We start from the raw sequence: 26,023 nt of genomic DNA, 5'->3' as shown, positions 1-26,023 counted from the left end.
CGATTGGAATTTGGTGAAGAGGGTTGTTCACAAATCGTATATAGAAAGAACCATGCCGATCAATCGATTCTAAACGTGCCCATTACAATACCCTGCCGTGATCAGACGCTGGAGTCCTAGCTGCAGAATGGCCAGAATTGATACCAGTGTCGACATCTGAACCGATGTTCGCATTGACGCAGTTGCGCACCGTACTGCCTGGCTTGCCAATCCACACGATTCGCGATACGCACGATCTTCGGCTTCCTCTTGTAGCTCCCACGCCGATAGCCCCCGCGACCTTCATGGTAAGCCAGATAGAGGCGCTTGGGATCCCATTTGGAAATGCCGAGCTCTCTGCTGCTTTTGTTGTTGTACCAGCCGATAAAGTCCAAGGCGTCCTCCATGGTTGAGCGGCTACTGAAGACCCCACCGGCCTCATCCTCATATTCCTCCCATGTCTCATCTTTAGCCTGGGCATAGCCTTCCGCCGAGGATTGGGGTCCGAGTGGAATGAACAGGAACCAATCCCATGGGGGCGTCGCGTCGTGGCGAAACGCCGACTCCTGTTTGACGAAAGCCATGAGAATGTGGGGTGGGGTGCCCCATCTTTCCTGAGATTCTTTGGCCGCATCGTACCACTCGGGGTATTGGTCGAATATTGTGCACAGATTCTCCTGATGCTTGGGGGGCATTGCTGCGCATCCCGCTAACAGTGCGATGGCCATCGCCAGCAGACAAGAAATTACTCGCGTCGAAATCATATGGTTGTCTGGAATTCCAATGGAATTGGATATCTTGGCAAATGCAATTCGAAGGCCTCCAGGCTATTCGACGAATCCCTCAGGTAGATCCTGGGCACGGTTGCAACATACATATATGCTCACGATTGTCAGGGCTCGTTTGTCGGTGGCATAAGTACTTTTCGAAAATGACATCGCTCAGGAATATGATATGGGTGGGTGTCTTTCATCTGATCCTTGCGTGGCCAAGAACGGCATGAGTCCCCTGATCGTTAGTATATCAATGGTGCGAATATTTTTTCGACGGCGAGATTGAGTGGTGTTCCATATCTTCATTCCTTTGTATGGACCCTCCAGTTATTTTGTGATTTAACCCTGGCAATGCTTCCCCTTTTGGAGTGAAGTTGTAGGAAACGGCCTGTGGAGGAGAGACCTGTGGGGAGAGTTCGGTTGGGTAGTGGTCAGTCTTCGAGACGCTGAACCTGGTTGGTGCTTTTGTCGCGGGCAAACTAATGACCTGATTCCGTGGATGGCACACTCTCACAATCAGATAAAAGCCAAACCTTATCAAGAGCCTTTATGGGAGTGTTGAATAATAAAGATTTTCAAGGGCAAATTTGCCCAGGATAAGATTACCCATCAAAGGCTCCGGGTCGGTTCAAAAAAGTCCGTCCAGCAAGGCCGCAGCCGTTTTTACGCGCGGAGCGTACATTTAGTACGGGAGCACGGGAAAATGGCGAGAACGCCGCTGGCGGCTTTTTTCAACAGACCCTGTATGGTTTGAGATCGATCCTCAGAGTATGCCTTTCTGGGTATGTGGACATTTTTTGTCTCCTTGGCTTGCGGTGACCATCTAAAATAGTCAAAAATTTCGTTCCACACGAATTAATAGAAGGGACTTCGTGCTTCCTCATTCTGTCCTGATTGATGAGAAAACCATTGAGACGAGGGTTGGCGAATTAGCCAAGCTGATCGCAACCGATTTGCCATCCCGACAACCCATCCTGCTTGGATTGCTGACAGGAAGCTTTGTTTTCCTGGCTGATCTCGTGCGACACCTTTCCCACCATGGTATCGAGCCACAAATCGAATTTTTAAAAGTTTCCCACTATAGTGGCACCAGTGAGGCCAGCGGGTCAGTCAGCTTTCTGAGGGAGGAACTCCCTCATATCACGAATGAAGTGGTGGTCGTCGTCGATGATATTTTCGATTCGGGGTTCTCATTGCACGCGGTCAATGAACATCTGAAGCATCAGGAACCGGCCTGGGTGCGTTTCTGTACCCTTTTGGATAAGCCAAGCCGCCATCAGGTGGCTCTCAGGGCCGACTACGTCGGATTTGAGATTCCGGATGTCTGGATCATTGGGTATGGCTTGGATTTAGGAGGTGAGGGGCGGGCATTACCCTATTTAGCGGCAGTTGAACGGGCAGGTCAGGAAGGCCAAATACCATAGATCTTACCGACAATCGAAAGCTTCTGTGGAGTGAATCCCGAACGGAAATCAACGATCCCCAATTGTCAGAACTGACTTCCTGCCACGCAGTCCGTCGGAGAAACCCCAAAAGGGGTTTTTAAAAATGGGAAAGTTACAGTCTTCCGGCATGGTCCTGAATTTCACCAATGAGTTTTTCCTTTTCTGTGTCTGACAGGAAGCTGGCCTTCACGCCATTCTTGGCCAATTGGAGGATGTCGGTTGGCTGGAGTTTGAGCGCGCGCTGAGCGGCAAGATAATTGTCGGTAATGTACCCCCCAAAGTAGGCAGGGTCATCGGAGTGGATCGACACGCATAACCCTCGTTGGAGAAGCACCTTTAAATTATGGTGTTCCAGTGAGGGAAACACTTGGAGTTTCACATTGGAGAGGGGACAAACCGTAAGAGGAATTTGGGTTTGAGCCAGATGCCGGACCAGGGGTTCATCCTCCAGACAACGGATTCCGTGGTCGATGCGGACGACCTTGAGTTGCTCGAGGGCCTGCCAAATATATTCCGGAGGGCCTTCCTCCCCGGCATGAGCTACGGTCAGCAATCCTTCGGTCCGTGCGCGGTCAAAAACATTCTTAAAAAGCTCCGGGGGACGCCCCTTCTCGGAAGAATCGAGCCCCACCGCACATACCCAGTCGCGATAATCCAGGATCTTTTCCAACGTCTGTCTGGCAGAATCGGGAGAGAGATCGCGAAGGAAACAGGGAATCAGCATGGAAGTGATTTTCAGCTCGGTGCGAGCTTGTTCGAGTGCGGCGTGAATTCCTGAAATGACGGTATGAAAGTCTACCCCACGGTTCATAAGCGCCTGGGGATCGAAAAAGATTTCCACGTGGCGGACATGTTCCTTCACCACGCGTTTCAGGTATGCCCAGGTCAGATCAAAGAAATCCCGTTCCTGTCGTAAAACCTGTGAGCCTTGATAGTAAATATTTAAAAAAGACTGCAGATCTTGAAAGTTGTAAGCCCGCTTCAGCTCCTCACTTGTCGCAAAGGGAAGAGAGAGGCCGTTACGCTTCGCGAGATCGAACATCAACTCCGGTTCGAGGGTCCCTTCGATATGAAGGTGAAGTTCTACTTTGGGAAGTTGAAGAATCCATTGTTCGAGTTCGTTCTGATTCATGGGCTAACCTGTAATTGGGGATTGATCCGTCCTGACATGATCTTCCCAAAACGAATTGAGCAGATGTTTTATTTTATGCCAGCAACAAGAATGCTGAAGGAATACTGAGTTATGTATCCGTGTATTACCCATTTGGCATTTCCACCGTTGCCGCCCGATTAGTGCAGGCGGCGGTAGATGTAAAGAAGGTTTGAAGATGATGGTGTCTGCCCTCGATCCCGACCCATCGGTGTACCCATCATTCCTCTGCAAGCTTGCAGGAGGGATTATCACAAAATATCAGATCCTCAGGAACTACCAGGCTAACACTTTTACAGAGTCCTTGAAAGATTGGTGAAATTTGGAGGAATCGAAAATATGGCCCTCACGGGGAATCAGGCCTTTTCGTCATTGTCAGAGATCCAATTTTCTTTATTCGACTGAATCTCGCTCACGTCCGGAGAGTTTGATTTTCCCCAAGACCCAGTAAACAACACCCATCCCCAGAACTCCCATGAGGACGATGGATTCTTTCCATGAGTACTCTTGATGGCGAACGACGTTGCGAAACACATGAAATTTTTCCTTAGCGGTTAACGTTTTTTGACACACGACATGTCTAGTGCCAATGTTTGTACGCCCGTATATGGAAAATTTTTGGAACAATTGCTGGAGATTCTCAATTTCCAAATGCCGGACTTGAATCCGCGGACAATATCGAACGACTTCACAGGAATAGGTATTGACAGCGTGTCGAACAAAGATCGTATCGCTTCCCCGTAGTCGCTCCACGAAAAGACCGAGTTCATTAAAGAGTTTTTTCTTCACCGCCATATTATTCGTATGCCCGTAATAGATTTCTTGCTTGTCGCTAGTAAACACATATTTGTGCTTTTCATCCTCATAGTCTGCAAACATAGACAGAAGAATAGAGTTTCCCGCAAATGTCCTTCGACCAAGAACAATACTGAGATCCGGCTTCTCCATGGCCAGCATGATTTCGTGCAACCAATCATGGGAGGGGACACAATCCGCATCAATAAAGGCCATAACTTCGCCTTTCGCTTCCCGAAGCCCGCGATTCCTCGCGGCATACGAGCCCTGCATCGTTTCGTGCAGCAATTGAATGCCGGGATATTGTCGCACGGTTTCAGCGGAGATGTCCGTAGAATTATTATCGATCATGAGAATTTCATATTGTTCCCGAGGATAGCTTTGCTGAAGCAACCCTTCGATACATCCCTTGATATACCGCTCTGAATTATAAAAAGGAACGATGACAGAAACCTTGATCATAATTTGCCAATGACCTGACAGGTAAAAGGAAATAACGGTGCTGTCTAGTGATCAAAGATGTATTCACAGCCATCGTCATCTCCCTTCCTGATGTTGAAGGCCAAACGAATAATAAACGTCTTATGCCCAATCCACATCCAGCCTCATCTTCTGTAGTAGCCACCGACATTGCAGATCCTTGAACGGTTTCATCCTGGCCATGAAGTCATGAATTTTTGAAAGAAGGGGTAGTAGATGGGAAGACTGAACGGGTTTGTTGATCCTCATTCCGAGTGTTCGACAACACCTGCCCGTTCATTGCCCCCTGACTTGAGTGGGGGGTTGTACCCGGTCCCGGGTTGATAGTGGATTTCTCCACGGTCTAATGCTCCCTGGTAGCCACCGGAATACTGCCATTCCTCCAGAACGGGTTCTCCATATTGTGTCACGTAGGGAGCTTCAGCTTTCCGTTGTATGTAGGTCGGCCCTCCGTAATTTTCTTCAAAGTGTCTGTAGATATTGTGCTGTGGGTTGGGAACGTATTCGTACCCTGGCTGAGGCGGATTATAGCCGGGAGGGAAATAGCCCGGCGCGAAACCTACGGGGGCTTGTTGCGTGGCGGGAGAGGCCGAGCCTGCCGCTTTTCCACCGCTCCCATAGAGCAACAAGACCCACGTCATTATGATAGAAGCTGCCCTCGCCAAGGAGAAATACCGGAGAAATCTTTTCACCACCATGATGTTCCTTATCACTAGCGTTAGATATGGTTCTTGCGAAGCGTGCTGAACGTGCGGCCCACTAAAAAAATCGCATACTGAAAGAAATGAAGTCAACGGCATGGAACGACGGCATGCCGGTTGTTGGACCCGTCAGTTCTGCACCACGTCTAGTAGCTCTGTCTGACCCATTATGTGTTGCCCATCAAAGATGCAACGAGTCTGGTGAACGTGAGCTTGAATAGGGATTGGCTTGGAACCATCAGATTTGATTGGCCACGTTCGCACCCCTGGTTTTCTCCCGCGGCAGGGAGGCCCTGAGTCGCCTCGACGATGAGCCACGAAGGGGTTGGGGGCCGAGAAGCCACACCGCTGGCACGGTAAACCAGACGATTTGTGATCCTTTGGAATAGACACTCGTCGGGCACTGACGGTTTTCTGGGGCACGAACGTTCCAAGGGCCACCGGCCGAGTCATATGACCCGGCTTCCATGGCCTTAATCCTGATGGGTGACTGGTGCGCCTCAGGTCACGAAGGCGACACTGAATCCAATGAAGGCCCAGGTGCGAATCAGGTTCATGATCGCAGAGAGAGAAGAAAAGAAGGCTGAAAAAATGAATGACCAACAACGGAGGAGTGCGCCGACTTGACAGAGGCTGCTCATGGGTGACCCCTCTACCTTAGAGTTTCACCCGGCTTCTCCTATTTTTCCTCCGGCTTGTATCCCTTATGGCATACTTTCGGCCAGATGATTTTCACGTAATTCCTCTTCTTCTAAGTAGTACTGACCTAGTATGCCTAAGACATATTGATGGGCTTCCGTATCTGATGAACCTGCGGAAATGTGTTTGGTAAATGCAGGTGAATGTTTGTCACTCGAAGCAAACTTACGTGCGTTAGTATCATCGCGTCCTTTGGCCGTGACGATTGTCCCATCTTGTAAGACCGGGTTAATCGGCAGTGAACTTGGGGCAGTCATCACGCGCACATTCAAAATTTGGTCATAATTTTCTGGAATGGTAATTTTATGGGAAAAAAAAGCGGTTCCTACAGGATTATTCTCATCGTCTGACTGTTGACCAAATGCGATAAACTCTGAGGAAGAGGGCCGTTTCCCCTTTGGATGTAGTTTGCTCCAATACACCGGCTTTTTGATCGTCACGTCTACGACTTTCAGAAACTTGCCAGATGACCGTTCAAAATGTCCCCCAAATAATTTGGCTTGAAAGGTTGTGCGAGTATTGTTTAATTCCCGTAAGGCAAATCGTTCGGTTGGCACCAGGGTGAAATAGGGGTAGAGAGGCTTTCCTCCTCGATTATCTAACATCTGGGCATGGCGATAGCTGTCTTCACCTTCTTTGTCTAAGGATACTTCCCAAATACCCTGGAATCGATGAGGGGCCACATACATTGGTAGATGACTAAGATAAATTGGGGAGGTCGCTTCTGGGGAACGATGACTCACCACTAACATACCGTGGATACCGAGTTCTAAAGGATTGGGTTGTTGAATCATGCCCACAGCCTCTTTAGCAAAGTGGCGAACATATTCATCAACATCATTTTCTGCAACTTTCTGTAATAGGGGAACGGCTGGAGTCGCAGGGTGGCCGATTCCGCCCAAGGCTTGGGCCGCGCGTATTCGTGAGGGGACGTCTTGTTCTTGTAGCGCGTTCATATGGGCAGAAACTTGAGGCCCGTGTGTCCCAAGTGGCTGAATATCATCTGCCTGGACAAAGCCTTGAACCCCATCTTTGCCACGCACGAGATGAAAACTACCCGACTCCTCCAGGAGGGCTACTTGTGTTCCAGGTTCCCATTCACCATCAGGAGGCAGGGCTTGCTGAGGACTCGTTAGGTAATACGGTGTTTTCCTGACTACCAGGTGCGTATGATCTTTTCCTTCTCCATTTCCTGATTGATCCGATACGAAGGAAAACTTTGGCAGAATGTGAGCTTTTTCGCCTAACAACTTGGTCATTTCTGCAGACAATCGGTCATACAAATTATATGTGGGTGTCCCAACAAATTGAATGTTCGGTCTCCAGAGGTAGCGAGGGTTCCCTTCCTGGCCCTTGGTTTTAAACAGTTCGTGGGTTACGCCCCAAACATTCCGTTGAAAAATTTCAAGTTTGGGGAAGACTTCCTTTTGGAGCCACTGTTCAAATTCTTCTTCCGGCGTATCAGGTTGGAGAATTACTAAATACGTGGGTTGATAGGATTGAAGGGACAGAGTCTCTGCACCAACCTGGGTAAGACCCGTAAAACTCACCATTATCATAAGAACAAGATGCCACCTTAGAAGCTTTGATGTAATCATTTTCATGACAACCTCCCTGTTAGCATTGCGATACGCTTTATGGTCTCGCAAGCTCTGTGCCTCTTTCTCGGTACCTAATTCTTGAGGTTATCTAGGCATTTCATTTAATTTTTTGAAGATTTTGAAGAATAGCGATCTCGTATAACCAGAAATGGAAAGGGGGGGAGATTATCTAATGAGATACGATTAAGTCACAAAAGGATACATTTGTTAAAAGACATATCTCACGTTTCTTCAGTCGAGTCTTTGAAACAGGCATGAAAAAATCTTCCATCAGACAATGAATATCTAAACTAAAATGTCGAAAGATTTGTGTCCATCGGCGCCGAAAAATAGTTAGTCTTTGGGTGTGAGATGCAAGAAAGATCGCAATATTGGAGAAAGACTTGATCCTTAGCGGGCTCAAAAGCGACAAACAACAAACGGATCCCAATCGGCTCAAATTAGGCATCATATCTTTTCGCATGATGCCCGAAGTTGAAATCCGGCTGTTTTGTAAAAATCCAAATTAGAGATTACGTCTGTTGTTCTATGCTAAGTCGCACATGGACTTGCTTCGTTTCCGTAGGCACCCACCCTACCCAAAAAATGAGATTGGGTCATGAACTTAGGGACGAATTGGGAAACTGAGCCTGTTTTTGGTTAGTGACGATTGGATTAAAAAAAAACAATCGGTGGACTCCGCCATTCCGAAAACCACATCGCCGGCAGTCTTTCGCGGGAAATCGCTTTAGCCTACGCTGATGAGAATTTGATTGGGGCCGTCGGTCAGAAGGGGGTAAATGTCGGTGCGTGGAATCCGAATTCCACCGGCGCGGTAGGGATTGTGATCGCGTGTAAATCTCATTTCGATTCTATTGATGGTGAGGGATTGCACCGAAGCCCGTTCATCACCGGCAATGGAGTAGATCACGGTGATGGGATTTTCATCGAGAGAAAAGTCAAATTGTAATCCATCCAGTTGTTTGGGCAGGACGGGATCGATGACGACATCGTCATACGACAGTCTCAAGCCCAAAAAGTTGCTGACGATTTGATTGATCAAAATGCCGGGTCCGCTGGAGTAGATGCGCCAGCCACCTTTCACCTGAACCTTTCCTGCCCGCAGCGCATCCCATAGCTGTTCGGCCTCATTACGATCACGCACATCCGCATCCGAGCTACTGAAATAGGCATTGCTTTGCCGTGTGACCGCATTGGATACCTGATCCTGAATCCTAATCGGTAAAATCTGCAGGATCCCATCGTAGGCTTTTTGGGCTTGGCCGATTTTACACATCGCTTCGATATAGCGAATGTGGGCGTGGACATATTGCAAACCGATCTCACGCCCGAAATGAGCCGACTCTTCGGCCCGACGGAATAGCACCCGCACCCCGCCTTGATAGGACACGGGTGTGTTCATAAGGCGGACACCGTCCGGGAAACGTAAATGAGACTCGATGAGCCGCAGGTGAGCTTCCGCTTGCTCAGGAGTAAATAACTCGCCAATCATGCTGCGGGTCATCGGCAAAAGCCGGTAGTGAATCTTCGTGCGCGTATCGCTCGGGTGGATGATGGGTTCTATCCAGCCATCGGGGTGGCTATAGCCAAATCCGCTCACAACCTCATCCGGTAGAAGATGCTGATTGAAATCTTCTTTGATGCGTCGGGCTAACTGCAGTAGCCGTTGTTCGTCGGTATGGAGCCCGGCCTTGCTAAAGGCGGTGCCCAATTGTTGAAACACTTGATAGGTTAAGGCGACCGTCCAGGTGCTGACCATATGCTCGCGCATGGCGGATTGAGCCGGTTGAAGGGTATCGTCCCAATCTCCGGCACCATAGGCTGATAGCGCCGTACCCGGGATAAAGCGGGATTCGATGGCGTCAATCGTGCGCCGAACATGGCGTAATAGAGTCGAACGGGTGGTACTGCGAATAAACGTGGGTATCTCGGTATAGGGCAACTCAATGTCCAGGATACTGAAATCATTACTGGCTTCGAGGTACATCGCCAGCGATTTTAAGGGCCAAAGGATGATGTCACCATGGCTCTCCGGATGCTGGATAGTGGCGAACCGGTCAAACATAAACCACTGTGGCCAATCAGCCGTTTTTTCATATTGCTGGGCAAAGACCGTTAACAGGATGTGCTTCGCTTCAGGATGGTGTTGGGTGGCTAACAGGAGTTCGATCGGGCCTTGGCAGACATCGCGGACACCCCATGCCGCACCGGAAAATTGTTCGAGACCATGGGGGATTGTGAGGTGCACCATGGCATTGTGGGCGTACCAGTAAAAGATGTCATTAAGTTTGTCACACAGCGGATTCGTCTTGGCGAGTGAGAGGTGAAATTGTCTGCTGAGTGATTGCCAAAATGACCAGCCGACCTGTTGGTCCTGCCGCAGATGAGCTGGCTGTACTTGATATTTCTTGCATAAGCTCTTGGCGTGTTCCGAATTGACGATTGAACCAGTGATCGCCAAAGAAAACGTCTGCACCGGTTTGGTACGAAATGTGAGATAGGGAAGTTCACGGGACTGGTGATCGGAAAACAATTCTTCATCTGTCCCGATGTGCTCGACCTTGGCCGGTTCTGATGTGGTGAGATAGAACACGGTATCCGGATATCGTTGGGCCATATCCGTACCGGCATAAGGCCTCAAGGTGGCGGTGGCGGTCCGGGCATCAATCTCGATATGGCCCTGATGATCCAGTTCATGGTTACCCAGAACCAGATTGCCGAGGATGACAAAGGTGTCGGTCTGATCGGACTCGATACTCACAAACGCGGCGGCGTCTTCCGGGCTGACCCAGGCATCGACCACAATCCATCCTTGATCGGTCTTGTAGCGCCATCGGCAGGAGTGCAGGCCGATTTCAAAACACGATGGCATCCCGAGAAGATGATACGTGGCCCCTCGCTTGATGAAAATGCGCAGGCCGCTCGTTTTAAAGATGTTGAAGGGGGTTCTGGTTATCGATAACAGTTTGTTGAACGACGTATTGCCGATGGTGAGATGGGAGTGAAAGATGCCGGCAATATGGGTGGTGGAACACAGCTCATCGTCCTGCGGAATCCTGGCGTTCCCACTGCGCAAAATATGGCCGTGGGGGCGTTCGACGAGCTGCTCTTTGGCTTGTAACACCACATGGGTGGCGTCCGCATAGAAAAACGACAACAACCTTCCGTCCTGGACTTCCTCATGGCGTCGCCGATCCGGGTACAGGCCTTGAACCTCGTCGTCGGTTAAATCCTGTCCGGTCAGCATCGTAAGGTTGTGCAAGATCGTGTCGGCGGCTGTTTGCGGCGTGAACACGCGATCGGGTGGTTGTTCTTGTAATTGTTCGATACGAGTTATCGCGGCCTGAATACGGTCGGCGTCAGCGGCTTGTGTGGGCTCCGGATGGTGCGGCACATATTCTGCGTAAAACGTGACCGATCGGGACTCGCCGGGGGCAAGCGATAGGATATCGGATTGCAGACCGCAGAATGCCATTTCGTATTGCTGTTTGACACTCACGAGGCAATCTTGTGTGAGTCCAACCGGGATATTGGTGTGCTTATACGCCAATCCATAAAAGGCCAGGCCATCGGTCACGAAGCCTCTGGTATGAGTGGTACTCCCCTGCATCAACCAGGGATAGTGATCTCCGCAGGCTTGATTCTGCCGTGAACACACGACGGGTCCGTAGAGGTCGTGGGTCAGAACATTATGATCAATGTAGTGGCTGCAATAGGCTTCGTTGTTCCGGACCGCTCCTTCGTGGGTCAGGCCGATATCCTGGGTATAGATCACATCGCAGAGACGATCCGTCGAGGCCGTGTTGTGAATATCGATGGTCCAAAACCACAGCGTGGCCTTCGGATGGAGCGTCAGTGAACAGGTATACGCCAGATCCTGCCAGCGCCCTTCCCATCTAGCTTGGCTTTGGGAGCATGCGAAGGTACCGGGTGATGGGGGTCCGATCAGTGGAACAAACGTGATCGAATCAGTCGTGCGGAGCCGTAGATACACATTGTTCAGTGACCCTTCAAGCGGGTTCCCCAGTATCTGATTAATCATCACATCATCACACGTCGCGTGGAATAACCCGCCATTCTGAAAAAATTCAAAGACAAGGCCGCTTGAGTTGGCTAAATCAATCGTTTCAAGCTCGTACCGTGATCGAAATGTCGACATAGTGTCTCCCGATGGTTCTGTCACAAATAGTTGAGGACCGCATAACAACAAAATCAACCCGGACTGACAAACTCGCAGCACAAGTTTGTCAATTCGTTATAGTTGGCGTTAGGCTATATAGCCTAACCTATTCGGGGAGTTCCTTCCCATCCAAGGAGGAAAGTCAATTTATGATTTCAAATCCAAGGATACTCAGAGTGCGAACCCCTTTACAGCGAAGTACTCTTTGGTTGCCGACTTGCGGGACGATGCTCCTGATTGGCCGCGCATGCCTTGTGACGGCATTGCTCGTGATGATGGCTGGGTTAGGTCAATCGGTTTATGCCGCAGGCGGAGGTCAGCCGAAATTTCAGCGTATTTCGACGCAGTACATCGCAGCATTGGGTGATCCAGATGCAACCTCCGGGAGCGGCGCGGAGTCGTGGGGTCTATGGCCGCTGGATCCAGGACCTCGGGGAGTGCGGTTGAGCCGCTTGGAAGAGTTGGAGGAGGCGGGGGGTGTCGCCCCGGCACGCTGGAAATTCGACCACACAGTCTGGTGGCTGGAGGAACACGGCCTCATTATGGAGCAGCCGACATTTCCGGTCCCTCCCGGCAAATACCTGGTCACGGGTGACCGCGAGGTCACGACCGTGCTGACTATTCATCCCGCTGACAAAGATGGAAATAACCGCTGGGAGCTTGATGATCAGGCGACGCTCTACGACGTGACGCACCTGAGGTGCCGCTCCGCGCGTTATACACCGACGACCGATGAGGGTTCGTGTTCTCCGGCAAACGTGCAGCAGACGGCGTTTCCGGTCGCACCAGGTGGGGCGATGCCTTCGGTCGAGGGCTGCAAGAAGCAAGACTATGCGGTGCTCATCGTGATCGCTGTAGCCGTGGAAGACGAAGGCCGATGACGTCGACAAGATTCGTTGCGTAGAGCGAGGTGTGGACCAACAAGCGCATGCATTCCGGTAAACCACCCGCTCCGCTTGCGGTCGTCTGCTGATGCGTTGCGTGATGTGGCGAGAACCTCTCCCAACCCAACGCAGGAAGAATGGTGAGGCCGTGAGGGCTAAAATTGCCTTGCCGCCCTATTACCCATCTGGAAGGATGTGAAACCACAGAAACTGTAGGTTCCTACCATTCCACTCTTGCTGCTCTTTAGGGAAGGCCGATTTTAGGCCATCGTCTCGAATATGGACGAACAGTCCTCCCCGAGGCCGCACGGAGAGCAGCTGATCAGCAGTCAGTGGACCTGTGGGAGAAAAGGCTTATTGGGAGGAGGGCAGGCGTCAGAGTCTGGAAGCATGAAACATGCTTTAGATCCTGTTTGGATTGGCTGGGGGTCAGTATGTCCCGCGTCCACCAGTTCTATAGTCCGCTATCCCCACAACACCGGCCGACTGATAAAGAATGGGTCAGTTGAATAATAGTTTCTAAAGAGATGCGATTTTCAAAAGATCGAATTTTTGGCAATTTATTCAACAGTCCCAGAATCAGTGGGCCAACGAGAGAAAAGTCTTTTCCGGTTAAGAGTTGGCAGCGGCGTCTTATGCCGCAAAACCTGTTTTGCGACCTGTTCGGACGACCCGGGTAATGATTAAAAGGTCAGATGAATTGTTGGACAATATGAGAAAACGGCGACGTTGATAGCTGGGTGTTCGCTTGTTCCTTCTGCCCCGCCTGCCAAACTTGAGTTAAGTAAAAAAAATAACTTAAAGCGGGATAAACGCTAGCACCAGATTAAGGGTTGCTGGATTCCGCCAGCGTAAATTTTATGTTCACCGGTTCCATTGCAAGCATGGGCCAGATCGTTAAAATGATATCTTGCCCACTTTTGGAGGCAATGGACTCATCCAGCCAGTGCGCATCAGGGATTATTTGGTCATCCAGAGCCAGCAATAAATCACCGGGCATTAGCTTAGCCGCGTGAGCGGGAGTGCCGTCAACAACATCCTGGACAATGACTGCGACATCACCCCCAATCCGCTGGTGTGCGCTGACTGGCGCATCTTCATAGTAAGCCCCAAAACTGAATTCTCTGACAGCCCGCCAGTACGTTGCTAGATAAAGACTTCCATTTCGCCACTGAAGCACCTGAGCCGCATCGAGACTACCACCAAAGTTCTTGGCCGAGATAGGTGCAACTATCGGCAAATGCCCGCCGACTAAATACGAGTAACCAACCATGGCGTAACCCTGTCGGTACATCTTCACAGACTCTTGGTCCATGTGTTTGACCCAACGATGGTCGATGGATTTCGCCTTGATCAGTCGGTTGTCCTCAGGATCGAGCAACGGATGATAACTCATGCTGTAAGGGTAGGCACAGCCGCCCAGGCCAGAAACCAGTATCGAAACGAGCAGAAGCAAGACTAAGTGCCGACCGGCATAAGGGTTCAATTTCTTCAGTATGAGTATAACCAAATCCACACCAGTCCTGGGCGCTTAGCGTCGCCCTGGAAATGCGCGCGGTAAAGCGCGCCCCATTCGGCCATTGGCTTGAACTAACCCACCCACGGCGGTGGCGAATTCCGCCAGTTCAAGTTCGGTGAACAGCGGTCCTCGCGTCTGGGTCCAGCCCAGGCTTGGAACATCACTTAGAGTTTCTACACCGCTTCGGGCTTGGTTAACGTATTGCTCTCGATAGTTGGTCAAACCAATTTTTTCGCAAGTCAATCCGCCTTGCACTCCTCCGCCCACATTGATGCACTCCCTGATTTCAGCCGATCGAGATTGGTATGCCGGCGGATTATGTAAGAGCTGCTGCTGAGCCAAACCATTAATTTGAAGTTGCGTCGAATACGCAGCACTGATATCGGCCAGGCCTTGTGTCGTGTTGACCAGGGCATCTCCCATGGCTTTGATATTGGTCGGTTTGGCATTTACCCAGGGGGCCTCGCGGTAGAACGATTCCACGCTGGTACGGAGTATGGTGCCGTCTTTACCGGTCGGAGTAGTGGTCGTACAGCCGCTGGACGCAATCACGACAGATAGAATGACTATGAAGGAATAGTGCGCGCGGATATCCAGCAAAATCAATGGCCTCTCAAGCAATGTGAGTTTGCGCAGTGTGCCTGGCTGAAGAGCCAGTCGCCCACGATGTGGACAGCAACGCATTTTCTACCCCTAACTTACGCATGTCAATCGAGGGAAGAAACGAAATGAGGATAACATTGATGGAGGAAACATTCTTTTTTGATTCCTTGGAATAATATTAGAGATAAACAAGTCTTTGTCAAAGATAGCTTGATGATTTTAAGATCAATTCTTGTCCATTAACATTGCCAGGTGTTCCTTGAAATTATTCGGTGACGAACAATTCCCTTTTTCTGGGATCGCAACGATGTGGAGCTAAAACTAATTCTTGAAAGCTGACGAATTGCAACGTATCGACCGCATACCATCATCTATCATAACGGGGACCCTGGGAAATGTCTCTGCAGGATCTCTTCCGAAGCTATCCGAATGGTTTTGGCCGGTGAAGCGGGGTAAACAAGTCATACTTGGAAAAGGTTCCCATCACGACCTTTTTCAAGGTGCTTTTGTTCCTCGTTAATGCGCCACGGCATTCAACTGGAGTTTCCTTCTGCTGTGCAAAGTGGGTTATTCTTTAGGCAAGTAAAACAGATCCCCATAAGAATTAGTCTGGCCAGGGAGAAAAGGGTCTTGGTTATAGTAGGACAAGGCGTACCTCTTATTTCTGGCCGAAATTATTTCTTCACTAATTGTGTTAACTCGTGCGTCATGACACTTGTCTTAAAGATACAGGATGTAAAAGTAGGGAGGAGCTGGAGAAAATAATGAGGATTTTATTAAATTTTAGAGTACAAAAGCCACGGGTAAGGATAGGTGCCTTGTCCTATGTAGGAGTTTATCTAATCATAATTTTTCTGGGGGGCTGTAGTACCACGGGGCGTTCCGAAAACAAACAAGAGCCGACAAGAAAACCCACCACTGAAGAGTTCCATTTTTTACCGATGGCTACTTCCTATAGCTGTTGGCCCTGTGGCCTCAGTAAAATGGGTCGCTCTAGTCTACCCAATGAAGATCAGCAAGCGAACTACTTCGAGGCTGGTGCGGATATCCCCATTGTTGCAGAATTGGAAAATGACAAAAATCAGCGATTTTATATGAAGCCGCCCAGCGTGCGCTCCAAAAAGGATTTGGCACTGCCCGCAGCGCGGGCCTTGTCTCCTAGTGATTTCACTATCACTTTAGCGGGCTCAGAATGGGAGAAAAAAGGCACATTTTTCATGATTGAAGGTTATCCCCATTTTCGCTGGGGTGAGAAGCTAAATCCTGAAGTCGTTATAGAGGGAATGGATGACGTCGAAATCAATTTGAGGATTCAGTATAAAAACGGGCCTATCCTGACAAGGAAACTGCGCCCTAACACGATAAATACCTGGGGATTGCCGCCAAAGCTTGCGCACATAGGGCCTCTTCAGCTTGATACCAGTCTCACATATGTAGTTGATGACGATGGCATGTTTGCTGACATCGATGGGAGAGAGGCCCCTAGTACCAGTAAATGGGGTTGGTATTCGCAACGTGAGAAACCCAATGGATACCAAGAAAAGCTATTAGGGATAAAGGCCGACGCATGGAACGTTATTGAATTTGATTTCACACAAGGAATAGGTCTCTTTTCCGGCAAACAGTGCACAGGAGTTCATCCTTCTCGCCTAATGGTGACAGGACAAAATCTTGATGTCCGAAAGCAGGGTTGCCAGTTGCAAATAAGGGCCCAGCAAATCACAGGGCCCCACTCTTTAACGGTGGTAATGGTTGGCGCGCCCGAAGTATATATTACCATTCCGGTTGGTATTAAACCCATGCAGGCGAATCTACCGCTTTCAGAAAAAATCACCAGGGTCTCCTGGGGGCACATTAAAAATGCGAGAAGCTACCAAGATCGCACAAAAGTCCTACCTGGAGATCGGCTCGGATATTCCTTGAAATTTCATGACCAATGGTACGAGTGGTATGGCCATGAAGACGGTGTTTGGCAGAAATTACAATTTAAAACCAGCCAAGGCATTCATATTGAGCGTGGCCCGACGACACGACAACGGGATGACCCTGAGTTTTACGTCGTCATTGATGGTGACTTAGCCAATGCGCTAACCGGTGCGTTGACTATGGAAGTCTGGTACGAAGGACGGCGTGATCTTGCCAAAAGTCTTGAATACACGCTCGATAGCACAAGCCTCTATAGTCCTTATTTGTTTAAAGCAAACAAAGACACCCTGGAAAAGAGAACTGGTCGGGTTGGTCGCCAGGGTCGTGATGGGCGTAAGGGGATAGACGGCCGGAGCGCACAATTCCAGAGCAGAGCCAATGGCGAACATGGTGGCGATGGCGAAGCTGGCAGGGATGGTCACAACGGCAAACCCGGCGTAAGCCCCGATCCATTAAATCTTACGGCTATGCAAGTCAAAGGCCTAGATGGGCAGGACTATGTCCTGTTTGGTTTTCAACGGGGTGAGGAGGCAGAAGAAATATCTTTGCTTCTACTGGGCAAACCGTGGAAGGTTAATTCGATCGGCGGACCCGGGGGCCAGGGAGGACGAGGGGGCCATGGGGGAGCTGGTGGCGACGGTGGGACAGGTGATATGAACCTGCGTGGCGGCAATGGTGGCCAAGGGGCCGATGCTGGCAATGGTGGGGATGGCGGAGATGCTGCCGATGGCGGCGATATTCGATTAGAGATCACTGACCGGAAGCTGGAAACGATGTTTCAGTTAACCTCCGAAGGTGGCCACGGTGGTGCCCCGGGTGAAGGTGGTACGGGTGGTAGAGCAGGAAGTGGTGGTCATGCTCGTATGAATGGACGAAATGGGAAGGATGGTCGCGCGGGCCGTGATGGTTCCTCTGGTTACCGTGGACGGAACGGGCAACCGGGCCATGTTGAGGTGAACATCGCTAACACTGCTAGCAAGCTTTGGTCGCGAGCCTCGGCCGACATGCGTGCGCTACTGGTAAAGCCGGCTCTATGATAACAATAGGTACTGTAAAGTTAAGTGAATTTAGCTAAAAATCAGACAATACACGAATTCATAACTGAGCGCGCTGGGGTACCATTACCACCAAACGTTACTCAAAGTAGGGTGATTCTCCGATTCAGTTGATTTTCAGATTTCGCTCTTTATAAAAAAGGTTGAAAGCTGACATCTATGAGTATACGGCTGGAAGAGCCGACGGAAGCGCCTTATTTGGTCATATCTCAAACGTATCGAGTTCGATGGTCAAAACTCTGCCGAGGGCTAATTGAGAGCGACCTCCCACCTATGGCTGAATGGTCATCCTGCGGTTTTGGGCGTACTAAACGGAGTAGCTGATCGGAAGGAAAAGAGGGTTGAATCCCACTGGTCTAATTATAGTCCACTAAGAATCAGAGCAGCTGATCCAAGGTCAGTGGGCATGTGCAGGAAAAGTTATTACGGGTGAAGGTTTTGCGCGGTGGTTGGGTCTGAAGAGGGAGCACGTTCTCAACGCCGAGCAGTTTCGCGACTTCATCACGGGCGGGGGCAACCAGGGCAGCAAGGAGGGCGCGGCTTTGGCGGACAGGAGCGTCCAAATCTTCACCAATACGAATGGGCGCCCGCTGACTTCCAATGTCAACGGCGTTCCAACGCAATCGGTGCTCGCCAGTTACGGGCTCTTCGTGAACAAAGATGGTCTACTAATGAGCTTGGCCAACCAAATCGCACCGACACGAATAGCGAACGTCTTATTGACGCCGGCCGCTGCCTGCCCTGAGAAGCCGCTGTGTGGCTACATCAATGCCTGGTTCCTCGCCAATGACGCCAAGGATTCCTTGGTCCAGCTCTACAGTTCGGCCTACACGGCGGAAGCCTTGTATGGCAACCATGCGCAAACGATCTCGGACCGGTGGCTACTTGTGACCAACACCAAAGATGGCGTGAGCACGCAGGTTGGGATGCCAATGGCATACCTGCTCTCTGGCTGCCCAACTTCGCCCTGCTTTACACCCTGAAACCAGAAATCGCGGCGAACATGCCTGCCTACTGGACACCGATCCCCGCCGCCGTCGCCCATGCAATTCTGGCGACAAAGAAAACCGGTTTCGTTCATTACAGCGAGTATGGGTCCTACTTTCCATCCTCGAATTGATGCGAGCGTCACGTACATGCCTGGGCAGGGACCGTGAGGTCACGACCGTGCTGACCATTCATCCCACTGACAAGGATGGTCATAGCCGCTGGGAGCTGGATGACCAGGCGACGCTCTATCACGTGACGCATCTGAGGTGCCGCTCCGCGCGCTATACACCGACGACCGGTAATGATTCGTGTTCTCCGGCAAACGCGCAGCAGACTGCGTTTCCGGTCACTCCAGGTGGGGCGATGCCTCCAGTCGAGGGCTGCAAGAAGCAAGATTATGCGGTGCTCATCGTGATCGCGGTGGCCGTGGAAGACGAAGGCCGGTGACGTCGGCAAAATTTCGTTGTGTAGAGCGATATGTCGCCCAACAAGCGCATGCAGTCTGGCAAACCACTGGCTAGGCTTGCGGTCTGCCGCTGATGTATTGCGTGATGTGGTCTTAACCACTCCCAACTCAAAGCAGGACAAATGTGGGAGCCATGAGAACTATATTTGCCTTGTCAACCTATTACCTACTTTGGAAGGATGAAAACGGGTGTTTACCAACCGGATGGTTGGTGAACAGGATTTTTAATTTGACATTTAAATGCCAATTTATTTCAATAAAAATTTCTTTGACGTAATACCATGCGAAATTTGGTGGTTGGATCTCACCATAAGTCCATTTTTAAAAGTGGGCTTATTATGAGGGTGTGGCGGAATGGAAGACGCAGTAGCCTGTCAAGCTACAGACCTTACGGTCATGTGGGTTCGAGTCCCACCACCAAATTTCGTATTTACAATATTTCAATACAAATTGATCTATCTATAATGTTTTGAAGAAAGACCTGCAGGTTAACTCAAAGAGGACAAAATGAAATACGGCTACCAGATGCAGAAATTTTCTCAAGCCCGACAATGTCTGATGTTGCCCCATCCCAAGGGAGAGGCAAGAAGTATTGCCCATGCATTCGACCATTGTAATCATGGTTTAGGTGAACTTCGTGATCTTGAGGAACTTGATGAGGATATAAGGAATTCGATCCAAAAGCTTAAAGGACTTATGGATACTTCTGGGCTCAATGATCCGAATGGGCGTGGTACTTGGGAGGTTAAGGCCGAAAAACTGACCGAGGCACAGAGGTTTGAACTTTCCCGAGTTATCGATGATTTGGCTGACTTTTTCCACAGAGAATTCTGGAGCGATAAATAAATTTGGATTTTTAGAAAGCAAAACCCCCTAGTTTAATTCATATCTTACAAAAGAGTTCCAATCCTCCATTGCCTCATTGATAGCATCTTGGTGTTTTTTGATTTTTCTTCCTGTTCTTCCACGAAATCTTGGATGCAGGCTTTATAATTTTTCACCTGGTATAAGAAGTTTTCATAATCTGCTTCCGTTTCAAATTGAAAAGGCTTATAAGGCTTTGAACAAGAATGAGAAGGTGAAAATATATCCGCGTTAGCAGGGAATTCTAACACCAATAGAAAAATCAAAATGAAAATTCCTTTAGGTATAAGCACGGGATAATTCTCCTCGTTGGACTATTTTATTTTTGATCTTGAATCATTTGAATTATAATAGAGAAAGGACAGGATTCCTCTGCGTATAATTAGTAAAACACTTGCATGATGGACTCAGTGTCCCATCACAACATTCTTGGCTATTCCCTTTTCATCCACACACGCCATTGTGATGGGAACAGCATCCTCGCCGCGCTATTGTGGAATCGGGAAATGCTGAGGTGGAACCAATGGTATCTCGACAAGTTTCCCTTTCTGCTTGAGGAGAGCGGTAGGGAAGTGACACAGTTGATTGAATTTTTTCACTAATTGCCAGACCATGAGAGAGGTGTAGGAATAGAAGAATGAGTAGAAGTGCCATGGGTTCCTCCTTTAGTCGGCATCCCGATTAATGCGGAAATAGCCACAAAGGTAGCACAAAGGGGCAGGCATGAGTATTGATTTATTGCTTCAATAGCTGGAGAACCCGCTTTTCCCACGAGCGCGTCAGCACCGACACATAGTGCGCATATAGACGGCTGATCAATGAAGGGTCGCGGTGCAGGCGCCGCCCCAACTCCTTCACGCTCAGGCCGCTCCACTCCCGCCCTGCATAAACAAGCAACGCGCGCGCCGCCACCCGGTCACGTTGCCGCCCTCTCTGAACCAACAGGTCGGGCGAATGCCCTGTGACGGTCGCCACCGCAAGAAGGATACGGGTAAAATGGACTCTCGGCCCCCTTACCGCCACCTCGTGTTTCGCCTCCGCTTTCTCCTAGATCTCTGCGAGGACCCGCTCGTCCCCCAAGAAGCGTTGATCTACGGCCTCGTAGTAGTGTGCTTGATGCCCCGTGCCCAGTCCCTCCTACACAAAGCGGCGATAGGCTTTCCGGGCCGATCCCACCTCCGGATGAAACTGCTCCAGAATCGCCGAGGTTTCGACCTGAACCGGCCCCACTTCCCCCAAATACATGCGGTGGCTGCTCCAGGGATAATCCCAAGGGTCCTGCGGGTGCCGTAACCGGGCCGGGTTCAAGTGCAGGTAGCGGACCAACTCCAGCAGATAAGCATCCCGATCACAGAGCAGGGCCTTATAGCGCCCTTGGAATAGATGTCCTGACTTCCGGTAGCGCCGAATATAATATCGGGTATAGGTGAATTGGAGCGTCTGCATCGTGCGCGCCAGCGGAACCTCGTCGGTTTCGACCAGTAAATGCACGTGATTGGCCATCAGGACAAACGCATAACACCGGAGATGATCCCGCCGCCGGTCCCGTTCCAGGCGCTCGAGATAGGCGTGATAATCCGCCGCATCATGAAAGAGGGTAGTGCGGCGGTTGCCGCGGACAATGACGTGGTAGAGGGCGCCGGGGGAAGTCCACGCGCGGTTTGCGGGCCATCGCGGGACCCTACAAACATAAATCAATACTCATGCCTGTCCCCACTTTCTGACCCGCCATTCTGGAAAAATCGCAAAGACACATTTCAGGCTAGGGATGGTGAATATATATGAGAGGGCTTGATTCCTAAGCAGAAAGCGGTACTGTAGATTTGTTTATTGGCTTAAATTGTTGAAGGTTGTCACATCTCCGACCACTGGGCGTTTGTGGTCCCATTTGGCGGATTAATAAGAAGAACTAAATGGACCGTCCAACTATAGACAGGAATTTTCAAAATAAAGTTGATAGAGAACTAATTGCCCTCATCAATTTAGTTGATAGAAATTTTCCTACAGCTAAGACCAAAATCCGGGGATGGCAAGAACTTTTATTAATTACAATGGAAACCTGCAAAACAACGTATGCGACTACAAAATATATTGCAGCAGATTCACCAAGGGAGATTAATAGGGATTTGAAATTTGTGTTAACTGTTCCTCTTTTAAACCGATTGCTAGCAGACCTTCTTTTTATAATAATTTTTATTTGTCAAAAGCCCTCAAAATATTGCAAGTGGTTTCATCAGGCAGGATGGCGAGAATTGGCGGAGTTGATTGAAAAATACACGAGGTTAAGGAGAAAACCTAAAAATTGGAATAGCGAAATACAAAGGATGAAATCCCAATTAGATTATCTCTCTAGGACATACCATATTCCCCGAAAAAAGATTGCACAACTGAAGGATATTGATTATTGGCCAATTCCGAGTCAAATGATAAAAACTCCTAAATGGAGTAACAAAAAGACATATATGTTTTTGAATTTTTTGTATTTATGGATATATCGAGATCTTTCACAGCACTCTCATTTCAGCGGTTCGGGAATAGTCCGAATGTATTCCGTTCTCCTTTTAGAAGAAGATCAAGGAATTGAAACCGCACTTCAAAATATTAAATGGAAAAACTTTCTTATGGCCACAACTCTTGTACTTGCACTTTGCACCGAAGTGAATCAAATAGGAAAATTCAATCGTAACTCTAGACTTTCCTATTTATGGACTCTTTTAGTTAATGAATTCGCTCCAGCAGAAGATCTCTATAAGAAACGTTACAAGGCACTTTTAAAATGATATCTTTTCAAGAATGATTTATTGTCCAACCCCCAAAAGGGTTAAAGTAAAGCTTCTTACTTTGAGTGCCGGAAGTTAAATTGAAAATCTTTTTAGACGAAACGGGCCACACTGGAGAAAATCTCCTGAACAAGGCGCAACCAATCTTCGTGCTTGCTTCAAATAATTTTGAAAGTGCGGAAATTGGTGCAATTCTGGGAGATTTTTTTGGCACAATAAAAGCCGATGAGTTAAAGCATTCTTCCTTAGCAAGGAAATCTTCCGGACAAGAACGCATAGCATTACTAATTGAATACTTACAAAAGAATTGTCAAGGCAGAGCTATTTCAGTTGCAGGTCATAAGGAATATATAGCCACGGCTATGATGGTCGAATGGTTAATTGAGCCAGCAATGTCCAAATGTGGTTATAACTTATACGCACAAGGAGCAAATATAGGTTTAGCTAATTTAATTTTTCTAGGTCTACCAGTTTGCACTTCTCCTTCAATAAAAGAAGGAATTTTGGATAGGTTTGAAAAACTAATGAGAATTCGATCAAGTAAATGTTTCGATAATTTTTGGGATTATGTCAATGGAATCTATCGGCATTTTCCCGACTCCCATGTGATACTTGACTTTTTGATGCCATCTCAAAAAATTCTCAGTCTTCAGGATATTATTAAATATCCCAAAGGCATCATGGAAATTGGCCTCACCATGGCCTATAACTCAATAGGTTTTTGGAGTTCAAAAACTCCAGCTTCATTAGAGATTATTCATGATAATTCATCTTCAATGGCAAGAGTTCAATGGTTATGGGATCAAATAGTTTCCCCAGACGTTGAAGAAAGGAATTTTTATTATTCGGGTATAAATTGGCAATTCCCTTTAAAGGTTTCATACACCGAATTCGCCGATTCGAAGGATTTCCATCAACTTCAACTATCGGATATTATTGCGGGCAGTACTTCCAAGTGGTTGGAATATAAATGGAGGGAGGAACAAAACCCTTATACCAAACAATTGGAAGACGCTGGAATTCAAAATCTACTTCACTGGAAAATTTGGCCATCCCAAGAATTTACACCACAAGAATTAGGAACAGAGGATATTGACTTCAACCAACACGTTGAATTTTTAGCTTCAAAGATAAAAATGCCTCACTTCCCTAACTAATTTTCCTCTTTCATTAATCGTCGGGAATGTGTCACCAAACAGTCTCGACGCCAAATAACGTATGCCGTAAAGGCGATGAGTGAAATGAAGAAGACGATGCGAATGCGTCCGTATCCAAAGCAGGCGAAGTTGGATGTGGCATTGAGAATGCCGAATCCGGCATAGGCCAGGTAGACAAATAAGGCCCAACGACGCAGTTTGAGAAAGCCATACCCGATGGCGATATGCAGCACTGGTGATTGCACTTTGAATAACACACCTAAGATGCCGGTAGGTTTGGTGCAAAAGACGGACAGGTGGTATTCAGGGTTTGCCAAAATAATGTACAGGTCCATGAGGGCTGTCCACAGAAATAACCCGCCAAGAAATCGCATGTCGTGACCACGTTTCCAGACAAGGCGTAATGTGGCCAATTGTCCTTGGGGGGTTGGGAGATACGCTTGATAGGCTTGAAGACACCACCACGGCAAAATCATCAACATGCCAAAGAACCAGCCCGCTCTCGGCCCCCCGACGGCTCCGAGAGCCCACGTGACGATCCCGAGCAGCCCTCCCACCATCAGCACCCAGGTCATTTGAACGGGATATCCTCGGACCAGGAGCCCGAGCCCAGGAAGGATAGCCGAGAGGATTCCCCCAAGCGGAGATGTGTTCGAATGATCGGATGCAGGCAAATTCAATTCAGATTCCATGGGAAGGACAAGAATAAATGGCTAAGATTCTGAGGACAAGCCGAGAAAAAGGGATCGACCGGATGCCATCGAATAAAAACCCGGCCTGCTGGAAACAAGAATTCAACGCCTCATTGATGCCATCGCCGCATTTCCAAAAACAGATCCAAAACAGGTTTGGTGGGAAATGGAGTCCGGATAGGAGTTCAAAATTGGGATGCATTACATTCAGTGATTTTGGCCATACGAATAGCACGCGCGGAAGAGTCACTATCGTTAAAACTGTTCCCGTAATGTGTCAGAGTTGTTGTTTCGAGCGCTCGTCGCATGCCCGTTTACCCCTTCGGTAAAACTGTCTGAATTTTTTTATAGCCATTTTGAATTACTTGCGCCAGTGTCAAGTGGCTGTATAATACCCCCGATGGAATTCATCCAGATGTACATAGACCTGCTGCCCACCTACCTCCTTAGTTGGAAGGCCTACGCAGTCCTGGGTATTTGCCTTGTACTCGAATATGCCTTCTACGTATATAAGAGGCCACTGCTTACCAGGGAATTGGCAGAGGATTTCGTGTTTGCAGTGTTCAAACGGTGGGTGTTTTTGCCGGCCTTCCTCGTGTATGCCGCTTTATACAAGGATTTCTACGAAATACTGTTTCCACCGGAAACCTGGAATCTTGCACGAGAGTGGCCGTTGGGTGTGCAGCTTGTTGTAGGCTACTTGGCGGGTGATTTTATGGTCTTTGCAACCCACGTGATGATGCATAAAGTAAAGCCATTGTGGTACTTCCATGCCGTACATCACAGCCAAAAAAATATAAACCCACTCACAACACATCGTACTCACTTTATCGAAGATTTCATTGAGGATGGAATCCAGTTTCTCCCTCTGGCTATCCTCGGAGTGGGTTACTCAACGTGGGTCGCTGTTCGTGGTTTCAATTGGTTATGGTCCCACCTGATTCACTCAAACATCCATTGGAATTTTGGCCCAATCGGCCGTGTTGTAGTTAGCCCACAATATCATCGCATCCATCATTCTGTGGACCCGGAATATTATGACTGTAATTTCTCAGCTAGGTTGGTGGTTTGGGATCAAATGTTCGGTACCTGGTGTCCCCGTAATGATCTTTACCCAACAACAGGAATTCCCGATCCAGATTATCCCAAAGAAACATCGGCACATCCGTTAGCTTTATTTCGCCAGGTGGTCCGCCAATATGTTTATCCTTTTCGAAAGTTGGTAGCAGCGTATAGGACCGCGTATTGAGATTTCATAAATCTGCCAAACAGCATCTTAAAAGA

20 protein-coding genes are annotated in these 26,023 nt (G+C 48.8%); 9 read left to right on the top strand and 11 right to left on the bottom strand.

The features are described from left to right. Positions 1 to 116: 116 nt before the first annotated feature. A complete protein-coding gene (locus ACTRXD_RS12790) occupies positions 117 to 743 on the bottom strand; it encodes a transglycosylase SLT domain-containing protein (protein WP_442432185.1) in 627 nt (208 codons plus the stop codon). An 881-nt stretch (positions 744 to 1,624) separates the two neighbouring features. Between ACTRXD_RS12790 and ACTRXD_RS12785 the strand changes: the two genes are divergently transcribed. After that, complete coding sequence (locus ACTRXD_RS12785) at positions 1,625 to 2,176, top strand: phosphoribosyltransferase (RefSeq protein WP_442432184.1); 552 nt, start codon at positions 1,625 to 1,627, stop codon at positions 2,174 to 2,176. A gap of 133 nt (positions 2,177 to 2,309) precedes the next feature. Here ACTRXD_RS12785 and ACTRXD_RS12780 read toward each other — a convergent pair whose 3' ends face one another. The 5 genes from ACTRXD_RS12780 to ACTRXD_RS12760 all read right to left on the bottom strand — a co-directional run bounded on the left by ACTRXD_RS12780 (position 2,310) and on the right by ACTRXD_RS12760 (position 11,782). Further along, positions 2,310 to 3,329 carry an adenosine deaminase gene (locus ACTRXD_RS12780; protein ID WP_442432183.1) on the bottom strand — a complete coding sequence of 340 codons (1,020 nt, stop codon included), beginning with the start codon at positions 3,327 to 3,329 and terminating at the stop codon, positions 2,310 to 2,312. 411 nt (positions 3,330 to 3,740) lie between these two features. Next, on the bottom strand, positions 3,741 to 4,604 hold the full coding sequence (locus tag ACTRXD_RS12775) for a glycosyltransferase (protein WP_442432182.1): 864 nt from the start codon (positions 4,602 to 4,604) through the stop codon (positions 3,741 to 3,743). Positions 4,605 to 4,867: 263 nt separating this feature from the next. Continuing rightward, positions 4,868 to 5,320: a hypothetical protein gene (locus tag ACTRXD_RS12770; protein WP_442432181.1), complete on the bottom strand. Its 453-nt coding sequence runs from the start codon at positions 5,318 to 5,320 to the stop codon at positions 4,868 to 4,870. Between the two features lie 707 nt (positions 5,321 to 6,027). Next, positions 6,028 to 7,626: a hypothetical protein gene (locus ACTRXD_RS12765; RefSeq protein WP_442432180.1), complete on the bottom strand. Its 1,599-nt coding sequence runs from the start codon at positions 7,624 to 7,626 to the stop codon at positions 6,028 to 6,030. A 724-nt stretch (positions 7,627 to 8,350) separates the two neighbouring features. After that, positions 8,351 to 11,782 carry a GH36-type glycosyl hydrolase domain-containing protein gene (locus ACTRXD_RS12760; RefSeq protein WP_442432179.1) on the bottom strand — a complete coding sequence of 1,144 codons (3,432 nt, stop codon included), beginning with the start codon at positions 11,780 to 11,782 and terminating at the stop codon, positions 8,351 to 8,353. A 197-nt stretch (positions 11,783 to 11,979) separates the two neighbouring features. On the opposite strand from ACTRXD_RS12760, the gene ACTRXD_RS12755 reads away from it, so the two are divergent. Continuing rightward, positions 11,980 to 12,684 carry a hypothetical protein gene (locus tag ACTRXD_RS12755; protein WP_442432178.1) on the top strand — a complete coding sequence of 235 codons (705 nt, stop codon included), beginning with the start codon at positions 11,980 to 11,982 and terminating at the stop codon, positions 12,682 to 12,684. An 829-nt stretch (positions 12,685 to 13,513) separates the two neighbouring features. Here the strand turns inward: ACTRXD_RS12755 and ACTRXD_RS12750 are convergent. Continuing rightward, the gene (locus ACTRXD_RS12750; RefSeq protein WP_442432177.1) at positions 13,514 to 14,203 is read right to left on the bottom strand and encodes a hypothetical protein; all 690 of its coding nucleotides are present in this window, start codon (positions 14,201 to 14,203) and stop codon (positions 13,514 to 13,516) included. A 15-nt stretch (positions 14,204 to 14,218) separates the two neighbouring features. Further along, a complete protein-coding gene (locus ACTRXD_RS12745; RefSeq protein WP_442432176.1) occupies positions 14,219 to 14,890 on the bottom strand; it encodes a hypothetical protein in 672 nt (223 codons plus the stop codon). Positions 14,891 to 15,510: 620 nt separating this feature from the next. Between ACTRXD_RS12745 and ACTRXD_RS12740 the strand changes: the two genes are divergently transcribed. The 4 genes from ACTRXD_RS12740 (at position 15,511) to ACTRXD_RS12725 (ending at position 20,092) form a co-directional block, all read left to right on the top strand. Continuing rightward, the gene (locus ACTRXD_RS12740) at positions 15,511 to 17,772 is read left to right on the top strand and encodes a hypothetical protein (protein ID WP_442432175.1); all 2,262 of its coding nucleotides are present in this window, start codon (positions 15,511 to 15,513) and stop codon (positions 17,770 to 17,772) included. 467 nt (positions 17,773 to 18,239) lie between these two features. Then, on the top strand, positions 18,240 to 18,773 hold the full coding sequence (locus ACTRXD_RS12735; protein WP_442432174.1) for a hypothetical protein: 534 nt from the start codon (positions 18,240 to 18,242) through the stop codon (positions 18,771 to 18,773). A 136-nt stretch (positions 18,774 to 18,909) separates the two neighbouring features. Beyond that, the gene (locus ACTRXD_RS12730) at positions 18,910 to 19,227 is read left to right on the top strand and encodes a hypothetical protein (protein WP_442432173.1); all 318 of its coding nucleotides are present in this window, start codon (positions 18,910 to 18,912) and stop codon (positions 19,225 to 19,227) included. A gap of 526 nt (positions 19,228 to 19,753) precedes the next feature. Next, positions 19,754 to 20,092, top strand: coding sequence for a hypothetical protein (locus ACTRXD_RS12725; protein WP_442432172.1), 339 nt, complete (start codon positions 19,754 to 19,756; stop codon positions 20,090 to 20,092). Positions 20,093 to 20,136: 44 nt separating this feature from the next. Here ACTRXD_RS12725 and ACTRXD_RS12720 read toward each other — a convergent pair whose 3' ends face one another. Together ACTRXD_RS12720 and ACTRXD_RS12715 are read right to left on the bottom strand one after the other, a co-directional pair. Further along, positions 20,137 to 20,403, bottom strand: a complete 267-nt coding sequence (locus ACTRXD_RS12720; RefSeq protein ID WP_442432171.1) for a hypothetical protein — start codon at positions 20,401 to 20,403, stop codon at positions 20,137 to 20,139. Positions 20,404 to 21,247: 844 nt separating this feature from the next. Beyond that, positions 21,248 to 21,808 carry a transposase gene (locus ACTRXD_RS12715; protein ID WP_442432170.1) on the bottom strand — a complete coding sequence of 187 codons (561 nt, stop codon included), beginning with the start codon at positions 21,806 to 21,808 and terminating at the stop codon, positions 21,248 to 21,250. Positions 21,809 to 22,023: 215 nt separating this feature from the next. On the opposite strand from ACTRXD_RS12715, the gene ACTRXD_RS12710 reads away from it, so the two are divergent. Next, positions 22,024 to 22,890, top strand: coding sequence for a DUF5677 domain-containing protein (locus ACTRXD_RS12710; RefSeq protein ID WP_442432169.1), 867 nt, complete (start codon positions 22,024 to 22,026; stop codon positions 22,888 to 22,890). Between the two features lie 80 nt (positions 22,891 to 22,970). Next, entirely contained in the window at positions 22,971 to 24,047 is a 1,077-nt protein-coding gene (locus ACTRXD_RS12705; protein WP_442432168.1) for a DUF3800 domain-containing protein, read from the top strand. On the opposite strand, the gene ACTRXD_RS12700 is transcribed toward ACTRXD_RS12705, so the two are convergent. After that, positions 24,044 to 24,727 carry a hypothetical protein gene (locus ACTRXD_RS12700; protein WP_442432167.1) on the bottom strand — a complete coding sequence of 228 codons (684 nt, stop codon included), beginning with the start codon at positions 24,725 to 24,727 and terminating at the stop codon, positions 24,044 to 24,046. The genes ACTRXD_RS12705 and ACTRXD_RS12700 overlap by 4 nt on opposite strands. 427 nt (positions 24,728 to 25,154) lie before the next feature. On the opposite strand from ACTRXD_RS12700, the gene ACTRXD_RS12695 reads away from it, so the two are divergent. Continuing rightward, entirely contained in the window at positions 25,155 to 25,988 is an 834-nt protein-coding gene (locus tag ACTRXD_RS12695; protein ID WP_442432166.1) for a sterol desaturase family protein, read from the top strand. Positions 25,989 to 26,023: the final 35 nt, after the last annotated feature.

It is taken from the genome of Nitrospira sp. T9 (assembly GCF_052156535.1).
Taxonomy (GTDB): Bacteria; Nitrospirota; Nitrospiria; order Nitrospirales; family UBA8639; genus Nitrospira_E.
Note: the sequence above shows the minus strand (reverse complement) of the source record. Positions and strands in the feature narration are given on the sequence as shown.